This window comes from Saccharothrix saharensis (assembly GCF_006716745.1).
In the GTDB taxonomy this organism is placed as follows: domain Bacteria; phylum Actinomycetota; class Actinomycetes; order Mycobacteriales; family Pseudonocardiaceae; genus Actinosynnema; species Actinosynnema saharense.
On record NZ_VFPP01000001.1, the window covers coordinates 8,821,662 to 8,842,559 of the forward strand.

Below are 20,898 nucleotides of genomic sequence, written 5' to 3' on the forward strand. Positions count from 1 at the left end.
CGGTAAAGGTGCAGAGGGTCGGGTAAGGGGCAAGGGGCAGGGTGACGGGACCGAAGTCGCGCCGACGGGGCGCGCTGCTGGAGCAGGCCATCCTGGACGCGGCCTGGGACGAGCTGCGCGAGGTCGGCTACGCCCGGCTCACCATGGAGGCGGTGGCCGCCCGGGCGGGAACGAGCAAACCGGTCATCTACCGCCGCTGGGGCGGCCGGGCGGAGCTGGTGCTCGCCGCGTGGGCCCGCAAGCTGCCGGTCGAGCACGAGGTGCCCGACACCGGCAGCCTGCGCGGCGACCTGAGCACGTTGTTCTCCCGCATCGCCCGCCGGGCCGACTCGATGATGAACGAGATGGTCGCGGGCGTGATGGGGGAGGCGTTCCGGCACCCCGAGGTGGCGGCCCTGCTGGGCGAGCGCCTGGCCAACCCGTCACCGCTGACCGACTCCGTGCGGCTGATCGTGGACCGGGCCGTGGCGCGCGCCGAGCTGCCGCCGGTCGACGTGCCCCACCGGGTGCAGCGGCTGCCGCTCGACCTGGTCCGCAACGAGGCGATGACGTGCGGCTCGCCGGTGACCGAGGAGGTGGTGGCGTCGTTGGTGGACGACGTCTACGTGCCGTTGCTGCACGGCTTGGCCGCGGTGCGCGACGACCAAGCGGTGGGCGACGACCACGCCGTGCGGGAGGGCACGGCCTGATCAGCGGCGCGGCACGCGGGCCAGCGCACCGGTCTCCAGGGCGATCCACAGCGCGCCGTCCGGGCCGACGGTGATGCCGTGCGGCTCGGTGTGGGGCTCGGGCAGCGGGTGCGTGTCGACGACGCCGTCCGTGGTGATCACGCCGACCCGGTTGGCGCCCCACTCGGTGAACCACAGGTCGCCGCGGTCGTCGGCGACGATCGCGTGCGGTCGGGCCGCGCGGTCGGGCAGCGGGTACTCGGTGACCTCGCCGTCGGTGGTGATGCGGCCGACCTGACCGGCGGCGATCTCGACGAACCAGAGCGCGCCGTCGCCACCCGCGCAGATGCCGACCGGTCCGGCCGCGTCGGTGGGCAGCGGGTGGACGGTGATGACGCCGGTCGTGGTGATCCGACCGATCGCGCCGGCCTGGTTCAGGGTGAACCACAGGGCCCCGTCCGGGCCCGCGGTGATGGCCGAGGGGAACGCGCCGGTCAGCGGCAGCGGGAACTCGGTGATGTCACCGCCGGTGGTGATCCGGCCGATCCGGTCGGCGTTGATTGCGGTGAACCAGAGCGCGCCGTCGGGGCCGACCGCCAAGCCGTACGGGCCGCACTCGGCGGTGGGCGGGGTGAACTCGCTGACCTCGCCGGCCGTGGTGATCCGGCCGATGCGGTGGCCCTGGTACTCGGTGAACCACAGCGCGCCGTCCGGACCCGGGACGATCATCGTCGGCCCGCGGTCCGGCGCCAGGCCGTGGCTGGTCGGCCGCTCGCCGGGCACGAGCCGGCCGATCCGGCTGCCGCGGACCAGGGTGTACCAGAGCGCGCCGTCCGGGCCGGTGGTGACGGCGTACGGGCCGCTGTCGGATTCGGCGACGGGGTGGGTCTCGATGGGCGGTGGCATGGCGGTGCGTTCGTCTCCTGGTGATCTGTCGCGCGTCGCGCGTGTACGACTGGTCCGACCGGGGTAGTCAGGGCTCGCCGTGGGCACGCGTGTCTGCACGGTAGGCCGGCCTCGGCTGGCTGGGTCAGACTGGCGCGGAAGGTTGAGCAAACCAGCCTCCGCGCCGGTCTGACCTCCCCCTCGCCCCGTGACCCGCGCCCCGGCTCAGCTGGAAGCGCAGGTCAGGTCCGGTGCCGGGACGCCGGGGCCGTTGGCGGTGAAGCCGAACGTGGTGGAGTCGTCCACCGGCAGCTTGCCGTTGTGCGACAGGTTCCTGACCGTCACCGAGTCGTCCCCCATGTCCACCGTGCCGTTCCACAGGTTGCTGATCGAGTGGCCCTCGGGGCGGGGCCACGTGACGGTCCAGCCGCCGAGCGGGCCCGCGCTGGTGTTGCGCACGGTCACGTGGGCCTGGTAGCCGCCCGGCCAGGAGTTCGTGATGGCGAAGCGGGCGGTGCAGCCCGGTGGCGGTGCGGCGGCGGGGTTGGTGGTGGTCGTGGCGCGTGTCGTCGTCGTGGTCGCGGTAGTACCTGCGGTGGTGCCCGCGGTGGTGTCCGTCGTCGAGGAAGGCGTCTCCGCGCTGCTCGGGCTCGGGTCGGCGGCGCTGGTGGTGGTCGGCGTGGGCGCGGGCTCGGCGGTGCCGGCCGGGTCCTGGCGGGCGAGCGAGTTGCCGATCACGATCCCGGTCGCGACCAGGACCACGGCCCCGGCGATCAGGGCCATCCGGCGCCACGGCACGCGGCGGTGCGCGGGCAGCGGTCGGGTGTCGCCGTTCTGCGGCGGTGGGGGCGTGCCCGGCAGCGGCCGGCCCTCCACCACCGCGCCGAGCAGGGCGTGCAGCTCCGCCATCGTCGGCCGTTCGGCCGGGTCGCGCCGCAGCACGAGCTCCAGCACGTCGCCCAGCGGCCCGGAGAACCGCATCGGCTCCACGTCGCCGTCGGCCACGCGGCGCAGCAGCGCGTACGGGTTGTCGGTCGTGCCGAACGGCGGGTGGCCCTCCAGCGCCGCGTACAGCGTCGCACCCAGCGAGTAGACGTCGGAGGCGAACACGGCGTCCTGGCCGGCGGCCACCTCGGGCGCGAGGAACGCGGGCGTGCCGACCACGATCCGGGCGTCGGTCACGGTGTTCTCGCCGATGGCGCGCGCGATGCCGAAGTCGGCGATCTTCGCGGTGCCGTCCTCCGCCAGCAGGATATTGAACGTCGTCACGTCCCGGTGCACGATCCCGTCGGCGTGGGCGGCGGCGAGCGCGGACGCGACCTGCCAGCCGACGCCCGCCACCAGCGCCTCCGGCAGCGGCCCGCGTTCGTCGACCAGCTCGGCCAGCGTCTTCGACGGCAGGTACTCCATCACCAGGCACGGCTTGCCGCCGTGCTCGATGACGTCGTGCACGGTGACGGCGTGGGGGTGCCGCAGGCGGGCGGCGACCCGCCCTTCCCGCACGATCCGCTCCACCGCGCTCGGCGAATCGGTCGCGGTGAGCAGCTTGACCGCCACGGATCGTCCCAGGCGCTCGTCCCGCGCCCGCCAGACGACCCCGGCCGCACCGCGCCCGACCAACTCCACCAGCCGATACCGCCCGGCGATGACCTCGTCCCGTTCCGACACAGCCAGAAGCTACTTGGCCGGCCGGCCACCCGGCCACCTCCGGTCTGCGGGCGTCGGCGTGTCGACGCCATCCGGGACGCGCTCACCCGGTCGGTGCCACCGCGCGGTCGAGGTGGGCGATGACCTCGGGGACGTCCTGGCTCTCGGTGCGCCGGATCAGCTCCAACGCCGGCCGCAGGAGGCCGCCGGGTCGGGCGATCAGGCGGGCGAGCACGGCGGCGCGGACGTCGAGCAGGTCGATGGTCGCCTCCTGGGCGGCGGTGTCCTGGCCGGCGAGCACCAGGGCGTTGTGCCAGGCCTCCTCGCGGGACCGGCGGATGCCGAAGTCGAGCACGTGCTCGTCGCCGCGCCCACCCAGCTCGTCCAGCAGGCCGAGGTACGGCGACACCGCACCCACCGAGCGCTGCACCGCCAGCACGACCCGCGCCAGGATGTCGTTGATCAGCAGGAAGTCGCGCCGCAGCCCGTGGACGGCGGCGCCGGGGGCGGTCCGCGCGGCGGCCACGGCGAGGTCCAGGTTGATGTGCGCGCTCACGCCCAGGACCAGGTGCTGGACGATGACGGTCTCCGGGTCGTCCAGCCGGCCGAACGCCTCGCGCCAGCACCGTGGACCGCCGCGGTCGCGCCGCCAGGCGTCGTGCGCGTCGAAGTACCGGTTGCCGAACAGCGTGTCGAACCGGTCCATCCGCGGGCCGTCGTCGAACAGCCCGGCGTGGATCGCCGCACGGACCTCCACGGTCACCTGCCGGTACAGCGCCGCGAAGTAGCCGACCCGATCGCCGTCCCGCCGGGCGTCCCGCACGATCGCGGCCAGCCCGTCCACCACGTCGTCGATGTTGTCCGCCGCCATACCCGACTCCCGGTGCGGTGCGACACTCCGTGGCCACGGTACCGAGCGTGCGCCCGCACGGGTCCGCAAGACTGCGCCGTCGGCCGGGGTGCTGCCGGGTGGGTGACCGGCCGACCCGCGGGTCACGCCGTGACCAGGAGCCCCTGCTCGAACAGCCACCTCGCGGTCTCCTCGGCTTGTCGGGCGGGCAGGTGGGCGGACCACGCGCGGAGCAGGTCGGCGAGGGAACGGGCGGGCTCGAGGTAGTCCAGCAGCGGGGCCAGTTCGGTGTCCGCGACGTGGGCGACCGGCGCCGGCAGCGAGGGGTGGGTGAGCGCCCGGCGCAGGGTGACGACGTCCCCGACCGGGCACGGGGTCGGCACCACGGCGGCGTCGGCGGACAGGCGCACGGGGCGGTGCAGGTCGGCCGGGGTCAGCGGTCGGGGCGCGCGGGTGTCGGGCGGCCGGGTGCCGGGCGGCGGGGCGGCTCGGCGGCGCCAGAACGGCTGGTCCCGGTAGGGCTGGTGGCGGTCGTAGTGGGCGGCGGTCCAGGTCGTGTGGCGGGCGACGGTCCGGTCCCGGCTGTCGCGGTAGAAGGCGAGGGCGGCGTCGCGGTCGCCGTCCGACAGGAGGGTGTGGACGGTGACCGCGGCGGCCATGGCGCTGTGCAGCGCGCTGTCCACGCCGGACGACGTCAACGGGTCGAGCGTGAACGCGGCTTCGCCGACCTTGACGCAGTCGTCGGTGACGGGGGCGTCGTCGCGGTAGGCGGTGGCGTCGCACACCGCCACGTCGAGCACGCGCGGGCGGTCGGCGAACAGGCCCGCGGTGTCGAGCAGGTGGTGGTAGAGCCTGGCCACGTCGAACGCGTGCCGGCGCAGCAGGTCCGGGTCGACGAACGCCATCGCGCGGAACGTGCCGTCGGGCAGGGGCGCGCCCCAGCACCAGGCCTGAGGTCCCGTGCCGATCCGGGTCGGACCCGCGCCCGGCCAGGCGGTGTGCAGGGCGAGCGTCCGGGGGCCGGTGGCCGTGGTCGTGCCGCCGCAGACGCGGTGGCGACCGCTGGCGTCCACCAGGAACCTCGCCCGCAGCACGTCGTGGCGCAGGGGCACCTCCCAGCCGCCCGGGCCGCGGCGGGGTCGTCCGGCGCGGGCGGGTTGGCGGACCGGCACGCCGGCGGCCCGTGCGGCGGCGAGCAGGGCGTGGTCGAAGTGCCCCCGGTCGACGGTGACCGCACGCGGGTCGGGTGGCTCCTCGTGGGTGGTCCTGTCCTCCCAGCGGACGAGGACGCCTCGGGACGGCAGGGAACCGTCCAGGGCGTGCGCGAGCCCGAGGACGTCGAGCAGCGGCCGGACACCCGGCGACAACGCCTCGCCCACGTGCGGCCGGGGGAACGGGCGGCGTTCCAGCAGCACGACCCGGTGGCCGAGCCGGGCCAGGCGCAGCGCGCACACCGAACCGGCCGGGCCGCCCCCGAGCACGCAGACGTCCCAGGTCGTCATCCGGCGAAGTAGTCGGGGCGCGCCGCGAGCAGGCGGCTGTAGACCGACAGGCAGTGGTGCAGCCAACCGCGGATGTAGTCGCACGCGGGCCGACCGCGGCGGATCACCTCGTGGTGGCAGCCGCCGCCGCACAGGTACCGGGCCCAGCAGCCGGAGCACGGCTCCTGCCGGTGCACGTGGCGGTCGGTCAGCCAGCGGGCGCGCTTGGCGTCGTCCGGGCCGGTGGCCAGGTCGCCCATCGCGCCGTCGTCGTCGCCGACGAACCGGTGGCACGCCGACAGGTCACCGTCGGCCGAGACGCCCAGGTAGCCCGCGCCCGCCCCGCACGGGTACGGCCGGTGCGTGCCGCGGTGGATCTCGCGCAGCGCGGTGACCAGGTTGGTGAACGGGTAGCGCCGACCGGCCAGGGCGCGGCGGAGGAACTCCTCGCCGCACGCGGTCATCTGCTCCAGCATCTCCGCCAGTTCCGGCAGCTCCATCTCGCCCTGCCCGGTGGGCGAGCTGAGCATGGGGGAGAAGCCGACGCCGTGGAACCCGGCGGCGGTGAACTCGTCCAGCGTGCGCGGCAGGTCCAGGTTGAGCGGGGTGACCGTGACGCGGGCGGAGACCTGCATCCGGCGCTGCACCGCCAGCAGGGGCGCGACCCGGTCCATGACGCGCCGGTAGCTGCCGCGGCCGTCGCGGTGCGGGCGCAGCAGGTCGTGCCGCGCGCCGACGCCGTCCAGGCTGACCGTGACCGCGAAGCCGTGCGCCTCGAAGAACTCGCCGTCCTCCGGGGTGAGCAGGGTGCCGTTGGTGGTGATGGAGAACGTGACCGGGATGCCGGTCCGCCGCGACACCGTGACGGCGTAGTCGGTCGCGGCGCGCACCACCGGCCGGTTGATCAGCGGCTCGCCGCCGAGGAACGCGAGGTTGACCCGTTCGCCGGGGGCCGCGTCCCGGAACAGGGTGTCCACGGCGGCGAACGCGGTCGCCTCCGGCATGTTCTTGGCGGGCCCGCCGAAGTCGCCCTGCCGGGCGTAGCAGTACGTGCAGCCCAGGTTGCACTTCTGCGCCACGGCCAGCGACAGCGCCCGCACCGGCGGCGGGGCGGGCGCGAGGTCGTCGACCTGCCGCGGCGCGTCCAGGCCGAGGTCGGCGAGCAGCACGTCCACCGCCCGCGGGTCGGGGTCGCGGCGGGCGGCGTCGATCCGGTCGTAGAGGGCCTGCCCGACGCCGAACAGTCGGCTGCCGTCGGCGAGCAGCACGCGCGGCCCGGCATCGGTGTCGAGCAGGTGCACGTCCGGGTGGACGGGGGTGGACGCCTCGAACAGCCCGCTCGCGGTCATCGGCCGTCCGCCTCGGGGTCGAGGTGCTCGGGCGCGTCGTCGCCGCCGACGATGAACCGCAGCCTGCCCTGCCAGTCCTGGAAGAGGTCGTCGTAGCTGACCAGCCGGGAGTCGAAGCGGTTGTCCAGCACGTACACCCGCGGCTCGCGGTCCTTGGCGAACCAGTGGTTGCCGGTGGTGGTGCCCGCGGCGGTGTCCTCGACGTTGACGTAATCCGGCCGGCTCGCGGCCCAGTAGTAGCAGGCGCACTCGCGGTAGTCGTTCTGCCAGGGCGAGCACAGGCCGCGGGTCAGGTCGCCCGGCCCGGCCATCTCCTCGGCGATCACGGCGAGCGGGTCGCCGGTTTCCGCGCTCGTCGCGAACAGCGGCCGGACCTCCAGCTCCACCACCTCGAACCCCGGGTCGGGCAGCTTCGCGGGCTTGCCGACCGGGTTGGGCGCGGGGCCGCTGGTGAACAGGCACGGCACGGCCTGGCCCACGTGCCGGGCCAGCACGTCGGCCAGCGAGTTGGACCACTCGAGCATGGTCACGCCGTCCGGGTTGGTCGGCGTGGTCAGCGGCCCGGACCCGGCGCCGGGTCGGGTCGGGCCGACCAGGCCGCCGATGACGTCGTGGTCGGCGACGGTCAGCAGGCGACGGCCGACGAGCCGTTCGTGCCCGGCGTCGGCGCTGACGACGTAGTTGTCGGCCTCGTGCAGCTCGATGCCGACGAGCAGCCGACGCCAGATGTTGCGGATGTCGAACTCCAGGCCGGGGTAGGCGTTGGAGATGGCCGACTCCGGCAGCGTGCTCGGCGGGTTGCCCGCGGCGCTGTAGTGCAGCTGCGCGGTGAGGTTCATCGGGTCGATCCGCTCGTCGCTCATCGCGGCACCTCGGGCTCGTCGGTGTCCTGCCGGAAGATCGCCTGCCGGGCCGCCAGGCGCACGAGGTCCACCTGGCGGCGGGTCAGGGCCAGCGACCGGCCGTCCGCGCCGCGCATCAGCGCCGGCATCTTGCGCCTGCCCTTGGCGGTGAGGTCGCCCACCTCGTCGTGGTCGCGCAGCACGTCGGCGAACCACGGCGCGGTGCCGCTGCGGAGGGCGGCGAGCACGTTCTGGTGCAGGGCGAGGACGGCGGCGGCGTCGACCAGGGACGGCGCCATGATCGGCTCGAACAGCCGCCCGGTGTCGGCCGTGTCCTGCCGCACCATCGTGCTGGCCGCGTCGACCCGCCCGTCCACCGTGTTGCCGTTCATCACCTCGGTGTTCATCAGCCGCACCGTCTCCGTGGCCCGGCGCAGCACCTCCTCGGCCACGTCCCGGGCCTGCTCCAGGGTGTCGTCGGCGGCGACCCCGGGCCCGAGCAGCGCCTGGTCCAGCTCGTCGGCGACGGTCCGGATCGGGATGGAGTCCGGCGCGTAGGCGGGCGGGCCCGCGCCGATGCGGCCGAACGCGGTCAGCTCCCGGCCCGAGACCTCGACCTTGACGTGCACCAGGCCGTCGCACTCGTCGTCGAGGTAGCCGCGGCTGACCCAGGTGTCGTCGGGCCCGTCGTCGCCGGCGTAGATCTGGGCCGGGATGGTCAGCCGCGGGTCTCCCGCCTGGTCCGCGTGACCGCGCCACGTGCCCTTGGTGGCGTCGTAGAGGAAGTCGACCACGTTCGGGTCCGGGTCGGTCGGGTGGTCGGTGTACGCCGACCCGTAGACGTGGCCGCCGGCGGGGGTGAACCGCAGGCGGATGCCGGGGAACTCCGGTGTGGGCTTGACGTAGCGCGCGTGGCCCAGCGGCAGGAACCGGTCCTCCAGGAAGTTGGCGCACCGACCGGCCAGCTCGTGCGCGTCGTGGTCGCTGAACCACCCGGTGTCGGCGTCGATCCTGTCGTTGTCGTCGTAGGTGCGGCGTTGGACCTTGTGGTTGCCGACCCGCACCCGCCACCGCACGTCGTCCGGGGTCAGGCTGTTGAGCCGCAGCAGTTCGAGGGTGAGCGGTTGCAGCACGTCGTCGTCGGTCAGCGCCCAGACCTCCAGGAACGGCGCGACGGGGCGGACCTTGCCCTGCCCGTCGGTGAACCGCAGCTCCTCGGGGGTGTCGGCGCGGGTGATCGCGCCGGAGCCGGGGTCGACGCGGAACGTCGGCGCGGGCCGGAGCTGCCGCGGCGCCAGCGGGTGGTCCGGGTCGACCTCGACGGTGTAGTTGTCCATCGGTTCGGCGGCCGCGCCGAGCCGCCCCACGGCCAGCGGGGGCAGGACGCGCAGTTCCCGGATCGCGGTCATCGCGTGCACCCCTCACGGCTCAGGACGTGCTCGATCTGGTCCAGCGCCCGCTGGTCGGACTCCCGCAGCGCGATGAGGTAGGGGTCACCGGCGCAGGACGGGTCGGTGCTCAGCAGTTGCCCGACCAGCAGTCGCGACGCCTGCACGAGGTCGCGTTGCAGCAGCCAGCGGTCGTGGTCGCGGTGGGGCAGTTCGAGGCTGTAGGGCATCTCGAACGGCGGTCCGGCCCGCAGGCCGCCCGGCACGTCCTGTTGCAGCGGCAGGTCCACCAGCCGCCCGGCGAGCGCGCGCAGGTTGTACATCTCGGCGAACGCCCGGTGCACCAGCGCGCCGCGCCCGGTGAGCACGCCGCCGTTGTCGACCGGGCTCGCCAACCGGAACGCGTGGGAGATGTCGGTGAGCAGCATCCGGTAGCGCAGGTTGAACAGGTGGCCCCACAGCGCCGTGACCGGGTCGGTGATCGGGTTGGTCGTCACCTCCGCCGCGCCGAGCGCGGCCACCTCCGACTCGTTGAGCCGGTGCTCGGTCACCGGGTTCTCCGCCACGTTCCGGGACACCAGCCCCTGGTCGCCCAGCGGCCAGGCGGTCAGCTCCTCGTAGATGCCCAGGAACCGGTTGAAGTGGGACGTCTCGTCCTCGAGGTCCGCGTCGGGCGCCTCGCCCTGCTCGCCGATCTCGTGCAGCGCCTTGCGCGCCGAGTCGCGGGAGAACACGCCGAACACCAGCAGCTCCGGTGACTTGACCGTCGGCACGTTGCCGGAGTCCTGCCCCCGCTGCCCGCGGGTGTAGCCGCGACCCCACTCGTCCCAGGACGCCTGGTAGGGCAGCGTGTCGGCGTGGAACAGCGCGTCGGGCAGGAAGTCCTTGTCCTTCAGGATCGCGTCGACCCGGCTGTAGAGCGCGCCGACCCGGTTGACGTACTGCCCGGTCGACTCGAAGGCCACGCGCTTGACCTCGTCGGCCTTCGGGCCGGACCAGGTCTCGGGGCTCTCCGCGACGACGTAGGCGGCCAGCGACTTCGCGCTGAACGGGCGCAGCGTGAACGGGAACGGGTAGAAGTCCGAGCCCCAGGGGTAGTCCTCGCGGTCGAGGTTGATCGGCGCGCCGAGCGCGGTGAGCAGGTTCTGCACCGTGACGAGGTGGCCCATCTCCTCCTTGGCGATGCCGAGGATGATCTCCTGCCACCGGCGCACGTCGTCCCGCCGCGCCTCGGGCACCTGCGGCCCGCCCATCGAGTAGGCGGCGAACAGGTACTGGACCATCAGCGAGTGCTCGATCTCAGCCGCGACGTGCAGCAGCATCACGGTGTAGTCGCGCCAGTTGAACTCCGGCGGCAGGACCGGGACCTTCTCCGCGGCGTCCAGGGGGCCGGCCACCGCGAGGGCCGCCATGGCCGGTGGCTGATCCGTGAAGAGCTCCGGCACCACCGACGCGAGGTGCCTGTGCACCCTCGACCGCATGGCCTACCCCCGTTCCCGCCCGACCGAGGGGCGCACGGGCGAGCGTGCCGGCGTCCCGCGACGGCCGCGCCCCGGTGACCGCGAACGCCAGTCGGCCCGGTGAACCCCCTCATCCGGCCGGGTCGGTCGTGCTGACCGACAGTGGCCGCCGACGCCGGCCGCCGCCACGGTCGGAGTACCGCCGTGGCCGGTCGCTCGTCAGGCGGGGCGACCTGCCCACCCCGGCGTCGCCGGGGTCAACGGGCGGGCAGGGCGGCGGCCACCAGGAGTTCGAAGGTGGGGCGGGGGTCGGTCGGGTCGTGGCGGGCGATGCGGTGCAGGAGGTGACCTTCGAAGCAGGCGGCCAGGGCGGTGGCCGCGCCGTGCGGGTCGGGTGCGCCGAGCCGGGCCAGCGCGACGACGCCGATCGCTTCCATCGCCGCGCGCCCCCGGGACAGTGCCTCCCGCAGTTCGGGGCTGTGCCCGGCTTCCATGAAGAGGATCAGCCGGGCGGCGGTGGCCGTGCGGGCGGGGCCCGTCAGGTGCTCGAACGCCTGGCAGAGCGTGGTCACCAGTTCGTCGGCCGTGGTGGGGGTGAAGGCCAGGTCGACCCGGGCCAGGTCGAGTTCGGCGAGCCTGCCGACGACGCCGGTCAGCAGGGCCTGGCGGGTGCGGAAGTAGTTCGACGTCGAGCCCTTGGCCAGGCCGGCGCGGTCGTCGACGCGGGCGTGGGTGAGGGCGCGCAGGCCTTGCGTGCCGACGAGGTCGATGGCGGCGTCCAGGGCTCGCTGCTTCGTGGGCGTCACTCGATCACTATATCCCTAGTGACTTGACACTATGAACGTAGTACCGTAGGTGGTCTCGAAAGGGGCGTGAGGACCGTGGACGAGAAGACCAACGCCTACCTGCGGTTGCTGGAGCGGGTGGAGCGGTCGGACGCGCTGGACGGCGTGGTCGGGGCGGTGGGCCCGTGGGCGCGTCGGCTGGTGGCCAGGGAACCGGTGCGCCGGTTCCTGCACGGCGAGGCGACCGGGATCCCGGTGCACATCGTCGCCAAGGACATGCCGTTCGGCGCGTGGTTCATGGCGCAGTTCCTGGACTGCTTCCCGGACGAGGGGACGCGGCGCGCGGCGACCCGCCTGGTCGGGCTGGGGCTGGTGGGTGCGGTGCCGGCGGCGGTCACGGGCTGGGCGGACTGGGTCGCGACGGGCCGGGGCGCGCGCAGGGTGGGCGTCGTGCACGCCGCCGCCAACGGTGTGGCCACGGTGGCGTTCGCCGGCTCGTGGGTGGCCCGGGTCAACGACCACCACCGGCTCGGGGTCGGGCTGGCCCGGTTCGGAGGGGTCGTGCTCGCGGCGGGTGGGTTCCTGGGCGGGTCGCTGAGCAGGCGGCGGAGGGCGGTCGACCGACGGGCCGCGCGCGTCGCGGTCGGGGGGACCGCCGGCTGACCGGAGTCCGGTCCCGGGAATCGCAGTGGGCTCGCGGTGGTCGTGCGGACTCCGACCACCTGGCGAGGAGGGCTCGGGTCGTCGGTGCGAGGGGGATCGACGACCCGGGTCGGGGCCGGACCGGGCGCGCGCGGCGGAGGCGCGGCCGGTCCGGTCGCTCACGCGCCGTTCGCGCCCGCCGGCAGCCCCGCCAACGCCATGACGTGCGCGGCCCGCCGGTCCGGTCGCCACAGGCTCAGTGGCGCGCTCTCCGGTTCGCGCTTCGGCCACGGGCCGGTGTCAGCCGCGCCGAAAGGGCCGTGGTCCGCGGTGGACAACATGACCCGGCGCACCCGGTCGACCGTGCCGTCACGCGGCGGGTCCAGGGAGATGGACGCCGCGTGCGGCTTGCCGCCGCCCCAGCTCGGCCGCCGGTCCAGCAGCACGGGCCGCGCCGACACCACCACCAGCAACGGCACGGGGTGGTCCGAGTCCGCCAGGCACTCCACCGCGTCCAGCACCTCCTCGCCCGCCAGGTGCGCGTCGCGCAGCACCACCACCAGGGGCTGGTCGCGGGCGACCAGTTCGAGGAACCGCCGCCACGCCGTCAGCACCCCGGCGTCCGGCAACGACGGGTCGAACAGCGGCAGCAGCCGGGTCGCCAGCGCGTCCGCCTCGGACCGGCCCGCCGAGCACACCGCCGCGGACAACCTCGCCCGCACGGTGTCCAGCCGGTCCTCCGGCCGCACGCCGCAGCAACCGCGCAGCACGTCGGCCACCGCGGCCAGCGGCGCGGCGTCCACGACCCGCCCGTCGAGCACCCGCGCGCCGTCCACGGCGCCGGCGAACCGGTCCAGGAACCCGTCCGGCTCACCCAGCACCGTCACCAGGTGCGGTGTCTCGCGGCGCAGGGTCCGGTCCAGCAGCCCGCGCACCACGGCCAGCTCGCTGTCGTGCTCGTCGGTGTGCCCGCGACACCCGGTGACCTCCCACGCGCCGTCGGGGGTCTCCGTGCCGTGGAACGCCGTCCCGGTCAGCTCCCGCGTCCGCGGGCAGATCCACACCGCGCCTTCCGGCACCGACGACAGCACCTGGTGGCAGTGGTCCACCAGCGCTCCGTTGACCGTCGGCGGCGCGCCCGGCTCGGTGAGCACCAACGCCTCACCGGTCGCCACCGCGATGTGCACGGCCAGGTCGCGGCTCATCCCGTCGGCGAAGCAGTCCCGCAACGCCAACGCCGCCCGCACGGCCCGGGCCTCGTCGTCGCCCTGCGCGTACGGCCCGCCGAACACCGCCAGCGACGCCGAGCCGATGGACGTGGCCACCGTGCCGCCCAGCTCCTCGATGCCCGACCGCACCATCGTGGTCGCCGCGGCCAGCGCGTGGTCCACCACGGCCGGGTCGGCGTCGGTGGCGCCCCGGCGCGGCCGGACCCGCACCAGCGCCACGGTCAGGCGTCGCCGTTGCGCGCCCGGCGACGTCCGGGGCGCCGGGATCGGTTCCACCGGCCGCAGGTGCCGGACCACGGCCCGCTCCCGTTCGGCGGGCAGTGCCAGTGCCGGGTCGTGCGTGAGGATGGCGTGCTGGAGCTTCTGCAACGCAGGCCCCGGTTCCAGCCCCAGGTCGTCCACCAGGGACGTGCGCAGCCTGCTGTAGACGGCGAGGGCGTCCGCGTGCCGACCGCAGCGGTACAGCGCCAGCATCAGCTGCCCGCAGGACCGCTCCCGGAGCCGTTCCGCCTCGACCACCGCCTCCAGCTCGCCCAGCACGGACTGGTGCCGGCCGCACGCCAGCTCCGCGTCGAAGTAGTCCTCCATCGCGTCGAGCCGGGCGTTCTCCACCACGGTCAACTCGGGCCAGCAGATCCCGCTCTCCACGAGGTCGGCCAGCGCCGCGCCGCGCCACGTGGCCAGCGCCTCACGCAGCACCTTCGCGGCGACCTCCGGCCGGCCCTGCTCGGCCCGGCCCCGTTCGGCCAGCTCGTGGAACCGGAACAGGTCCACCCGCGCCTGGTCGACCTGCAGCACGTACCCGGGCGCCTGGGTGGACAGCCGGGGCGCGCCCGGACCGTCGGTCGCCGACAGCGCGGCCCGCAGGCTCCACACCGCGTTCTGCAACATCTTCCGCGCGGACGCGGGCGGGTCCTCACCCGGCCACAGCGCGCACAGCAACTGGCTGGTCGGCACCACCTGGTTCGCCTTGAGCAGCAGGAAACCGAGCGTGGCGCGCTGCTTGATGCCGCCGAGCGAGATCGGTCGCCCGTCGTGCAGCACTTCCAGCGGACCCAGTAATCGGAACTCCATGTTTTCGTTCCCCCAGCTGTTGTCGGACCGGCCGGGGCGGGGTGTCCGCCCCGGCCACCACGCCTGACGCCGAGCGGGCCGTCAGGCGTTGCTCGTCTCCGCCACGGGCTCGTGGTCGGGCGCGGAGGACCCGCGCACCAGCACGGCCGTCACCGCGGCGATGGCCACGGTCGCCACCGCGCTGACCAACCCGACGACGTTCAACCCGGAGGTGAACGCCGACCGCGCCGCTTCGACCACGTCCGCGCCGCCCACGGCGAGCGCGCCGGCCAGCGACTCCACCGCGTCGGCCGGCATGCCGTCGGGCAGCTCCGACCGGTACACCGCGGTGCCCACGCTGCCCAGCACCGCGACGCCCAGCGCCAGGCCGAACTCCATGGCCGTCTCCGACATCGCCGCCGCGGACCCGGCCCGCTCGGCGGGCGCGGCGCCCACCACCAGGTCGGTGCCCAGCGCCATCATCGGCCCGATGCCCAGGTAGACCACGACCAGCCCGGAGACCACCAGCGCGAGGCCGCCCGGACCGTCCACGAACGCCAGCAGCAGGTAGCCCACCGCCGACACCAGCAGCGCCGCCGCGACCAGCTTGCCCGGCGCGAACCGCTTGGCCAGCGCGGGAGCCACCATGGACGACGCGATCATCGCCACCGCCGACGGCAGCAGCCACAGCCCCGCGGCCAGCGGCGCGCGGCCGTCGACCATCTGCAGGTACTGCGTCACGAACATGTAGACCACGCCGACGACCGCCAGCCCCACGAGCAGCGCCAGCAGCGCGCCCAGGAACGCGGGCCGCGCGAACAGCCGCACGTCCAGCAGCGGGTCCGGCAGCGACTTCTGCCGCCGCACGAACAGCACCGCGAACACCAGGCCGACCACGACCGCCGCCACCGCGCCCAGCCCGAAGCCGTCCGCCGCGACGACCTTGAGCCCGTAGATCACCGGCAGGATCGCGGCCAGCGACAGCAGCACGCTCAGCAGGTCCAGCCGACCCGGCTCGGGGTCGCGCGACTCGGGCAGCAGGATCGGCGCGGTCACCAGCAGCACCACCATCACCGGCACCGCCAGCAGGAACACCGAGCCCCACCAGAACAGCTCCAGCAGCGCGCCGCCGATCAACGGTCCCGCCGCCACGCCGGCCGAGAAGCACGCCGCCCACACGCCGATCGCGACCCCGCGCTGACCGGGGTCGTGGAACATGTTGGTGATCAGCGCCAACGTCGAGGGCATCAGCGTCGCGCCCGCGATGCCGAGCAGGGCCCGCGCGCCGATCAGCATCGCCGGGTCGGTCGCGTACGCGGCGGCCACCGACGCCGCGCCGAACGCCAGCGCGCCGATGAGGAGCAGCTTGCGGCGACCGATCCGGTCGCCCAGCGTGCCCATCGTGATCAGGAATCCCGCGATCATGAACCCGTACACGTCGATGATCCACAGGGTTTCCGTGCCGCTCGGGCGCAGGTCCGCGCCCAGGTGCGGCAACGCGAGGTAGAGCACCGTCGCGTCGACCGACAACAGCAGGGTCGGCAACGCGAGCACGGCGAGCCCGAGCCACTCCTTGGCCCCGGCCCGTTCGGTGCGGTCCATGTCCTTCCCCTTCCAGCTCAGGCAGGTCAGCGTGCTCAGTCGGGGTGCGGGTCGCGCAGCACCTCGATGAGGCTCGCGAACCCGTCACCGGCGTGGCCCCGGCGGATCGCCTGCTCCACGCGGGCCAGCAGGAAGCCCGGCAGGCCGTCGTCGACCCCGCCCGCCCGGCTCGCGGCGAGCAGGCGCTCGACCACGACGGCCTGGTGGCCGAGCGTCGTACCGGGGTACTCGCCGCGGTCCACGCCGGCGGTCAGCCCCGGCACGGATCCCACGACCCGGTCCAGCCACCGCACGGCGTGCGGCAGGAAGTCGGTGGCGGCCCGGTGCTCGGTCGACACCAGCGACAGGCCGTGCAGCAGACCGGCCCACGCGCTCCACATCACGCCGAGCAACGCCATCTCGTACAGCGCGGGCAACCCCACGTCGTCGCCCAGGTAGGTGCAGGTGCCGCCCAAGGCGGCCAACGTCGGCTCGTGCTCCTGGTACAGCGCCTTCGGACCTCCGTAGAACGTCACAGTGGTGTCCGCACCCAGCTCTTCAGCGGTCGTGAGGATCGCGCCGTCGATGTAGCCGACGCCCCGTGACGCCGCCCATGAGGCGGTGTCACGGGCCTCTTCCGCAGTGCCCGCGGTGAGGTTCACGACCACCCGGCCGGTGGCGTCGCCCAGCGAGTTGACGATCTCCCGCATCGCGCGGTGGTCGACCACGCGGACGACCACCAGCGGACTCGCCGACACGGCTTCCACCAGCGTCGCGGCGCGGATCGCGCCGTTGGCCGCCGGCTCGTCGGGACGTTGGTGGAAGCGGTGCCAGACCGTCGTCCGGTGACCCGCGTCCACGAACGCCCGGGTGAGCGCCGAACCCATCGGCCCGAGGCCGATCACCGTCACAGGCGAACGGTCGCCCGCCGTCATCTCCGCCCTCCTCCTCCTGACGTGATGACCCTCGCCGACACCCCTCCCGATCACCTCTCGGAGACCTCTCGGCCCTCTCGGGGAGTGTTCGTGAGCACGCTCTCCGTCACGCGTGACCTTGATCGGGTGCCGTTATGGTGTGGTTTGTGCGTTTCGGCATCCTGGGGCCCCTGACCGTCTGGACGGAGGACGACCGCGTCGTCCCCGTCCCGGGCGTGAAGGCGCGCACCCTCCTGGCGTGCCTGCTGGCGCACGGCGGCGAGGCGGTCTCGGCCGACCGCCTGGCCGACGAGCTGTGGGGCGACTCCCCGCCGAACAACCTCGCGGGCGCGCTGCACACCAAGGTCTGGCAGTTGCGCCGGGCGCTGGAGGACGCCGAGCCGGGCGCGGGGGAGCTGGTGGTGTCCCGCCCGCCCGGCTACCTGCTGGACGTGCCGGCCGACGCGGTGGACGCGCGCCGGTTCGCCGCGCTGCTGGCCGCCTCGCACGAGACCGGTGACCTGCGGGCCAGGGCGGCGCTGCTCGGCGACGCCCTGGCGCAGTGGCGCGGCCCGGCGCTCGGCGACTTCGCGGACGCCGAGTTCGCCCAGCCGGTCGTGGCCCGGTTGGAGGAGCTGCGGCTCACCGCGCTGGAGGACCGGGCGGAGGTGATGCTGGGCCTCGGGGAGCACGGCCTGCTGGTCGGCGAGCTGGGCGACCTGCTCGCCCGCAACCCCCTGAGGGAGCGGCTGCGTGCCGCGCACATGCGCGCCCTCTACGCCGCCGGCCGGCAGAGCGAGGCGCTGGCGAGCTTCGACGCGCTGCGCTCGGTGCTGGCCGGCGAGCTGGGGCTGGAGCCGAGCGCCGAGCTGGTCGCGTTGCGGCAGAAGATCCTGGAGCAGGACCTCCAGCTCACGCCCATGCCGTCGCCGATCACGACGGCCGCCCGCCCGCTGACCAACCTGCCCGCGCAGATGACGCCGCTGATCGGCCGCACCGCCGCGATCGGGCAGGTGCGGGCGCTGCTGGACGCCAGCCGGCTGGTGACGCTCAACGGCATCGGCGGCGTCGGCAAGACCCGGTTGGCGCTGGCCGCGGCGGCCGAGGTGGCCGAGGGGTACCCGGACGGCGTGTGGCTGGTCGAGCTGGCCACGCTCGAGTCGCCGGACGGCGTGGTGGAGGTCGTGGCGACGGTGCTGGGCGTGCGGGACGAGGTGACCGGCGCGGGGCCGCCGATCTCGCTCGCCACGCGGCTGGCCGAGGCGTTGCGCACCAAGCAGTTGCTGCTGGTGCTGGACAACTGCGAGCACGTGGTCGAACGGGTCGCGGACGTGGCCGAGATGCTGCTGATGGCTGCCCCCGGTGTGCGCATCCTGGCCACCAGCCAGGAGCCGCTGGGCATCGCGGGGGAGCGGCTGTGGACCGTGCCGCCGCTGACCCTGCCCGACGGCCAGGGCGTGTCCACGGCGGTGGAGCTGTTCGTGGCGCGCGCGACGGCGGCGGCGCCCGACTTCGCGCTGGACGAGTCCTCCGTGGACGCGGTGCACGCGATCTGCCGCCGGCTGGACGGCATCCCGTTCGCGTTGGAGCTGGCCGCGACCCGGGTGCGTGCGCTGGGCGTGCACGAGGTCGCGGCCCGCCTGCGGAACCGGTTCTCGCTGCTCACGGTGGGCAGGCGGGGCGCGCCGGCGCGCCAGCAGACGCTGCGCGCGGCGATCGACTGGAGCTGGGAGCTGCTGACGGACCGGGAGCGGGTGGCGCTGCGCCGGATGGCGGCGTTCAGCGGCGGGTGCCCGTTGACCGCGGCCGAGGAGGTCTGCGCCGGGGACGGCGTCGCGCAGGACGAGGTGCTCGACCTGGTGGCGCGGCTGGTGGACCGCAGCCTCGTCAGCTCGTCGGACGTGGCCGGCACGCGCCGGTACCGGCTGCCCGAGTCGGTGGCCGCCTACTGCGCCGAGCGGCTGCGCGAGGCGGGGGAGGGCGACCGGGTGCGGGCCAGGCACGCCGCCTACCACGCCGACTTCGCCGTGCGGGTGATGGCGCACCTGCGCGGCCCCGACCAGCGCCGGTGGCTCGAACTGGCCGACGCCGAGGCGGCCAACCTCCGGGTCGCCCTGGACACCGCCGCCCACCAGGGCCGGGCGGACCTGGCGTTGCGCACGGTCAACGCGCTGGCCTGGTACTGGTTCCTGCGCGGACGGCTCGGCGAGGCCACCCGGGCGTTCGCGGCGGCGTTGGCCATCGACGGGCCCGCCGACCCGTCGGAGCGGGCCAAGGCGCTGGCCTGGCAGGCGGGGTTCAGCCTGCGCGCCGGCGAGTCGACCTACCCGCTGGAGCACTACGACGAGCTGGCCGACGAGATCGCCGACCCGACGGGCCGGGCCACGGCCCGCTGGTTCCTCGGCTTCGCCCGCATCGGGTACGGCGACCACGACAGCAGCGAGAAGCGCATCGACGGGGCGTTGGGCGAGTTCCGCGCGTTGGGCGACCGGTGGGGCACGGCGGCGGCGTTGGCCGCCCTGGCGACGCAGGCCGTGCTGCGCGGCGACCTGACCGCGACCCGGCAGTACGGCGAGGAGAGCGCGGCGTTGTTCCGCGACGTCGGCGACGGGTGGGGTCAGTTGCAGGCCGGTGACGCGTTGGCGTCGCTGGCCGAGGTGCGCGGCGATTACGACCACGCGGTGCGCGTGCACCGGGAAGGGCTGCGCATCGCCGAGACGCTGGGGCTGTGGACGGAGGTGTCGACCAAGCTGTCCGGGCTGGCCCGGATCGCCCTGCTGGAGGGCGACTACCCGCAGGCCCGCGAGCTGCACGAGCGGGCGATGCGGCTGGCCGCCGAGCAGAGCTTCACCTTCGGCGAGCAGTTCGCCGAGGTGGGGCTGGGGCTGGGCGCGCGCCGGGAGGGCCGGCTGGACGCGGCCGAAGCGCACCTGCGGCGCTGGCTGGACTGGTGCCGCCAGTTGGACGGTGACGTCGGCGAGGCGTTGATACTGGCCGAGCTGGGGTTCGTGGCCGAGCAGCGCGGTGACGCGGCGGGCGCGCTGGCGCTGCACCAGCAGGGGTACGCGGTGGCGAAGGCCACCGGTGATCCCCGTTCGCTGGCGCTGGCGCTGGAGGGCTTGGCCGGCGCGCTGGTGGTGGCGGGTCGGCACGTCGAGTCGGCGGCCCTGCTCGGCGCGGCCACCGCCGCCCGGGCAGCCGCCGGCGCGCCGCTGCCCGAGGCCGAGCGCGGCGACGTGGTCCGGATCGAGACGGCGCTGCGCGCGGCGCTCGGCGACGAGTACGAGACCCACCACGCGCACGGCCGCACCCTCGACCCCGTCACGGCGCACAGCCTGGTCGACCGCGGGAAGTGGGCAGCGGACACCGATCAGCCCGCCAGGACGGGGAACAACGCGCGGAAAGCGGCCGGCACCAGCCCGTAGACCGGGGCCGCCGCGAGTGCGACCACGGCGGCCGACGGCACGATCACCGACGCGTGCCACGCCCGGCGCGCCGTCATCACGGCCGCCACGGCGCCGAGCACCGCGCCGACCACGAGCACCGCGCGCCCCGTGTGCCCGAGCCGCCAGAGCAGGAGCACGACTCCACCCAGCAGCCCGACGGCGAGCCCGGCCCGGACCGGGGCGAGCCGCGACCCCGTTCGGGAGAGCCCGGCGACCGCGGCGGCGGCCACCACGACCAGGGACTGCGGCACGCTGACCACCAGGAACTCCGGCAACGCCCGCAGCACCGACGTCAGCAGCCCGAGCGCCACCAGGAGCCCCGCCTGCAAGCCCACCGCGGCCGATGCGGCGATCCGCGTCGAGGGCGCGAACCGCCCCGCCACCACCGCCGCGAACACGCCCCACAGGCCGCCGGCCGCGCCGACGAACACCGGCTGCGATGCCGGGTTCGGCAGGAACGTCACGAGGACGCCCACGACAGCGGCCGTGGCCCCGACCGCCGCCCCCACGTCCGCCCGGTTCCCGCCCGGCGGCGTGCGCCGGGCCGCAGATCACTCCGGATCGAAGGACGGCGCCGGCGCGCGGAGGTTGCGTCCGGACCGGTCATCCCGGCGAACCCGGCCGGACCACCGGCGCACGCCCCGGTCGGGGAGGGTGGGCGTGCGCCGTCGTCGGCCG

16 protein-coding genes are annotated in these 20,898 nt (G+C 74.7%); 3 read left to right on the forward strand and 13 right to left on the reverse strand.

Annotated features, from left to right (window positions below):
• The first annotated feature begins 41 nt into the window (after positions 1-41).
• A complete protein-coding gene (locus FHX81_RS39730) occupies positions 42-689 on the forward strand; it encodes a TetR/AcrR family transcriptional regulator (RefSeq protein ID WP_141983568.1) in 648 nt (215 codons plus the stop codon).
• Here the strand turns inward: FHX81_RS39730 and FHX81_RS39735 are convergent, their stop codons facing one another.
• From FHX81_RS39735 to FHX81_RS39775, 9 genes are all read right to left on the reverse strand, one after another.
• Complete coding sequence (locus FHX81_RS39735) at positions 690-1,574, reverse strand: Vgb family protein (protein ID WP_141983569.1); 885 nt, start codon at positions 1,572-1,574, stop codon at positions 690-692.
• Positions 1,575-1,778: 204 nt separating this feature from the next.
• Entirely contained in the window at positions 1,779-3,221 is a 1,443-nt protein-coding gene (locus FHX81_RS39740; RefSeq protein ID WP_141983570.1) for a serine/threonine-protein kinase, read from the reverse strand.
• 82 nt (positions 3,222-3,303) lie between these two features.
• Entirely contained in the window at positions 3,304-4,071 is a 768-nt protein-coding gene (locus FHX81_RS39745) for a DUF5995 family protein (protein ID WP_141983571.1), read from the reverse strand.
• Between the two features lie 122 nt (positions 4,072-4,193).
• Positions 4,194-5,552 carry a flavin-dependent monooxygenase QhpG gene (qhpG, locus tag FHX81_RS39750; protein WP_141983572.1) on the reverse strand — a complete coding sequence of 453 codons (1,359 nt, stop codon included), beginning with the start codon at positions 5,550-5,552 and terminating at the stop codon, positions 4,194-4,196.
• On the reverse strand, positions 5,549-6,880 hold the full coding sequence (locus FHX81_RS39755) for a radical SAM/SPASM domain-containing protein (RefSeq protein ID WP_141983573.1): 1,332 nt from the start codon (positions 6,878-6,880) through the stop codon (positions 5,549-5,551). The genes qhpG and FHX81_RS39755 overlap by 4 nt, the downstream gene beginning before the upstream one ends.
• Positions 6,877-7,743 carry a hypothetical protein gene (locus tag FHX81_RS39760; protein WP_141983574.1) on the reverse strand — a complete coding sequence of 289 codons (867 nt, stop codon included), beginning with the start codon at positions 7,741-7,743 and terminating at the stop codon, positions 6,877-6,879. The genes FHX81_RS39755 and FHX81_RS39760 overlap by 4 nt, the downstream gene beginning before the upstream one ends.
• Entirely contained in the window at positions 7,740-9,131 is a 1,392-nt protein-coding gene (locus tag FHX81_RS39765) for a hypothetical protein (RefSeq protein ID WP_141983575.1), read from the reverse strand. The genes FHX81_RS39760 and FHX81_RS39765 overlap by 4 nt, the downstream gene beginning before the upstream one ends.
• Positions 9,128-10,522, reverse strand: a complete 1,395-nt coding sequence (locus tag FHX81_RS39770; RefSeq protein ID WP_170232366.1) for a ferritin-like domain-containing protein — start codon at positions 10,520-10,522, stop codon at positions 9,128-9,130. Before FHX81_RS39770 ends, FHX81_RS39765 begins: the two co-directional genes overlap by 4 nt.
• Positions 10,523-10,827: 305 nt before the next feature.
• Positions 10,828-11,376: a TetR/AcrR family transcriptional regulator gene (locus tag FHX81_RS39775; RefSeq protein ID WP_141983577.1), complete on the reverse strand. Its 549-nt coding sequence runs from the start codon at positions 11,374-11,376 to the stop codon at positions 10,828-10,830.
• Positions 11,377-11,442: 66 nt separating this feature from the next.
• On the opposite strand from FHX81_RS39775, the gene FHX81_RS39780 reads away from it, so the two are divergent.
• Positions 11,443-12,018 (forward strand): DUF2231 domain-containing protein, encoded by a 576-nt coding sequence (locus FHX81_RS39780; protein ID WP_211363713.1) that lies wholly within the window; start codon positions 11,443-11,445, stop codon positions 12,016-12,018.
• A gap of 158 nt (positions 12,019-12,176) precedes the next feature.
• On the opposite strand, the gene FHX81_RS39785 is transcribed toward FHX81_RS39780, so the two are convergent.
• The 3 genes from FHX81_RS39785 to FHX81_RS39795 all read right to left on the reverse strand — a co-directional run bounded on the left by FHX81_RS39785 (position 12,177) and on the right by FHX81_RS39795 (position 16,771).
• On the reverse strand, positions 12,177-14,300 hold the full coding sequence (locus FHX81_RS39785; RefSeq protein ID WP_141983578.1) for an ATP-binding protein: 2,124 nt from the start codon (positions 14,298-14,300) through the stop codon (positions 12,177-12,179).
• 81 nt (positions 14,301-14,381) lie between these two features.
• Complete coding sequence (locus FHX81_RS39790) at positions 14,382-15,881, reverse strand: MFS transporter (protein WP_141983579.1); 1,500 nt, start codon at positions 15,879-15,881, stop codon at positions 14,382-14,384.
• Positions 15,882-15,916: 35 nt separating this feature from the next.
• Positions 15,917-16,771, reverse strand: a complete 855-nt coding sequence (locus tag FHX81_RS39795) for an NAD(P)-dependent oxidoreductase (RefSeq protein WP_211363714.1) — start codon at positions 16,769-16,771, stop codon at positions 15,917-15,919.
• Between the two features lie 170 nt (positions 16,772-16,941).
• On the opposite strand from FHX81_RS39795, the gene FHX81_RS39800 reads away from it, so the two are divergent.
• Positions 16,942-20,199 carry an ATP-binding protein gene (locus FHX81_RS39800; protein ID WP_141983581.1) on the forward strand — a complete coding sequence of 1,086 codons (3,258 nt, stop codon included), beginning with the start codon at positions 16,942-16,944 and terminating at the stop codon, positions 20,197-20,199.
• Here FHX81_RS39800 and FHX81_RS39805 read toward each other — a convergent pair.
• Complete coding sequence (locus FHX81_RS39805; RefSeq protein ID WP_141983582.1) at positions 20,145-20,696, reverse strand: hypothetical protein; 552 nt, start codon at positions 20,694-20,696, stop codon at positions 20,145-20,147. The genes FHX81_RS39800 and FHX81_RS39805 overlap by 55 nt on opposite strands.
• Between the last annotated feature and the right edge of the window lie 202 nt (positions 20,697-20,898).

Bases quoted from the DNA above. Each gene is read 5' to 3' on its own strand.
- FHX81_RS39790 (WP_141983579.1), bottom strand. From the start codon at position 15,881: ATGGACCGCACCGAACGGGCCGGGGCCAAGGAGTGGCTCGGGCTCGCC.
- FHX81_RS39735 (WP_141983569.1), bottom strand. From the start codon at position 1,574: ATGCCACCGCCCATCGAGACCCACCCCGTCGCCGAATCCGACAGCGGC.
- FHX81_RS39765 (WP_141983575.1), bottom strand. From the start codon at position 9,131: ATGACCGCGATCCGGGAACTGCGCGTCCTGCCCCCGCTGGCCGTGGGG.
- FHX81_RS39785 (WP_141983578.1), bottom strand. From the start codon at position 14,300: ATGGAGTTCCGATTACTGGGTCCGCTGGAAGTGCTGCACGACGGGCGA.
- FHX81_RS39770 (WP_170232366.1), bottom strand. From the start codon at position 10,522: ATGGCGGCCCTCGCGGTGGCCGGCCCCCTGGACGCCGCGGAGAAGGTC.
- qhpG (WP_141983572.1), bottom strand. From the start codon at position 5,552: ATGACGACCTGGGACGTCTGCGTGCTCGGGGGCGGCCCGGCCGGTTCG.
- FHX81_RS39755 (WP_141983573.1), bottom strand. From the start codon at position 6,880: ATGACCGCGAGCGGGCTGTTCGAGGCGTCCACCCCCGTCCACCCGGAC.
- FHX81_RS39745 (WP_141983571.1), bottom strand. From the start codon at position 4,071: ATGGCGGCGGACAACATCGACGACGTGGTGGACGGGCTGGCCGCGATC.
- FHX81_RS39760 (WP_141983574.1), bottom strand. From the start codon at position 7,743: ATGAGCGACGAGCGGATCGACCCGATGAACCTCACCGCGCAGCTGCAC.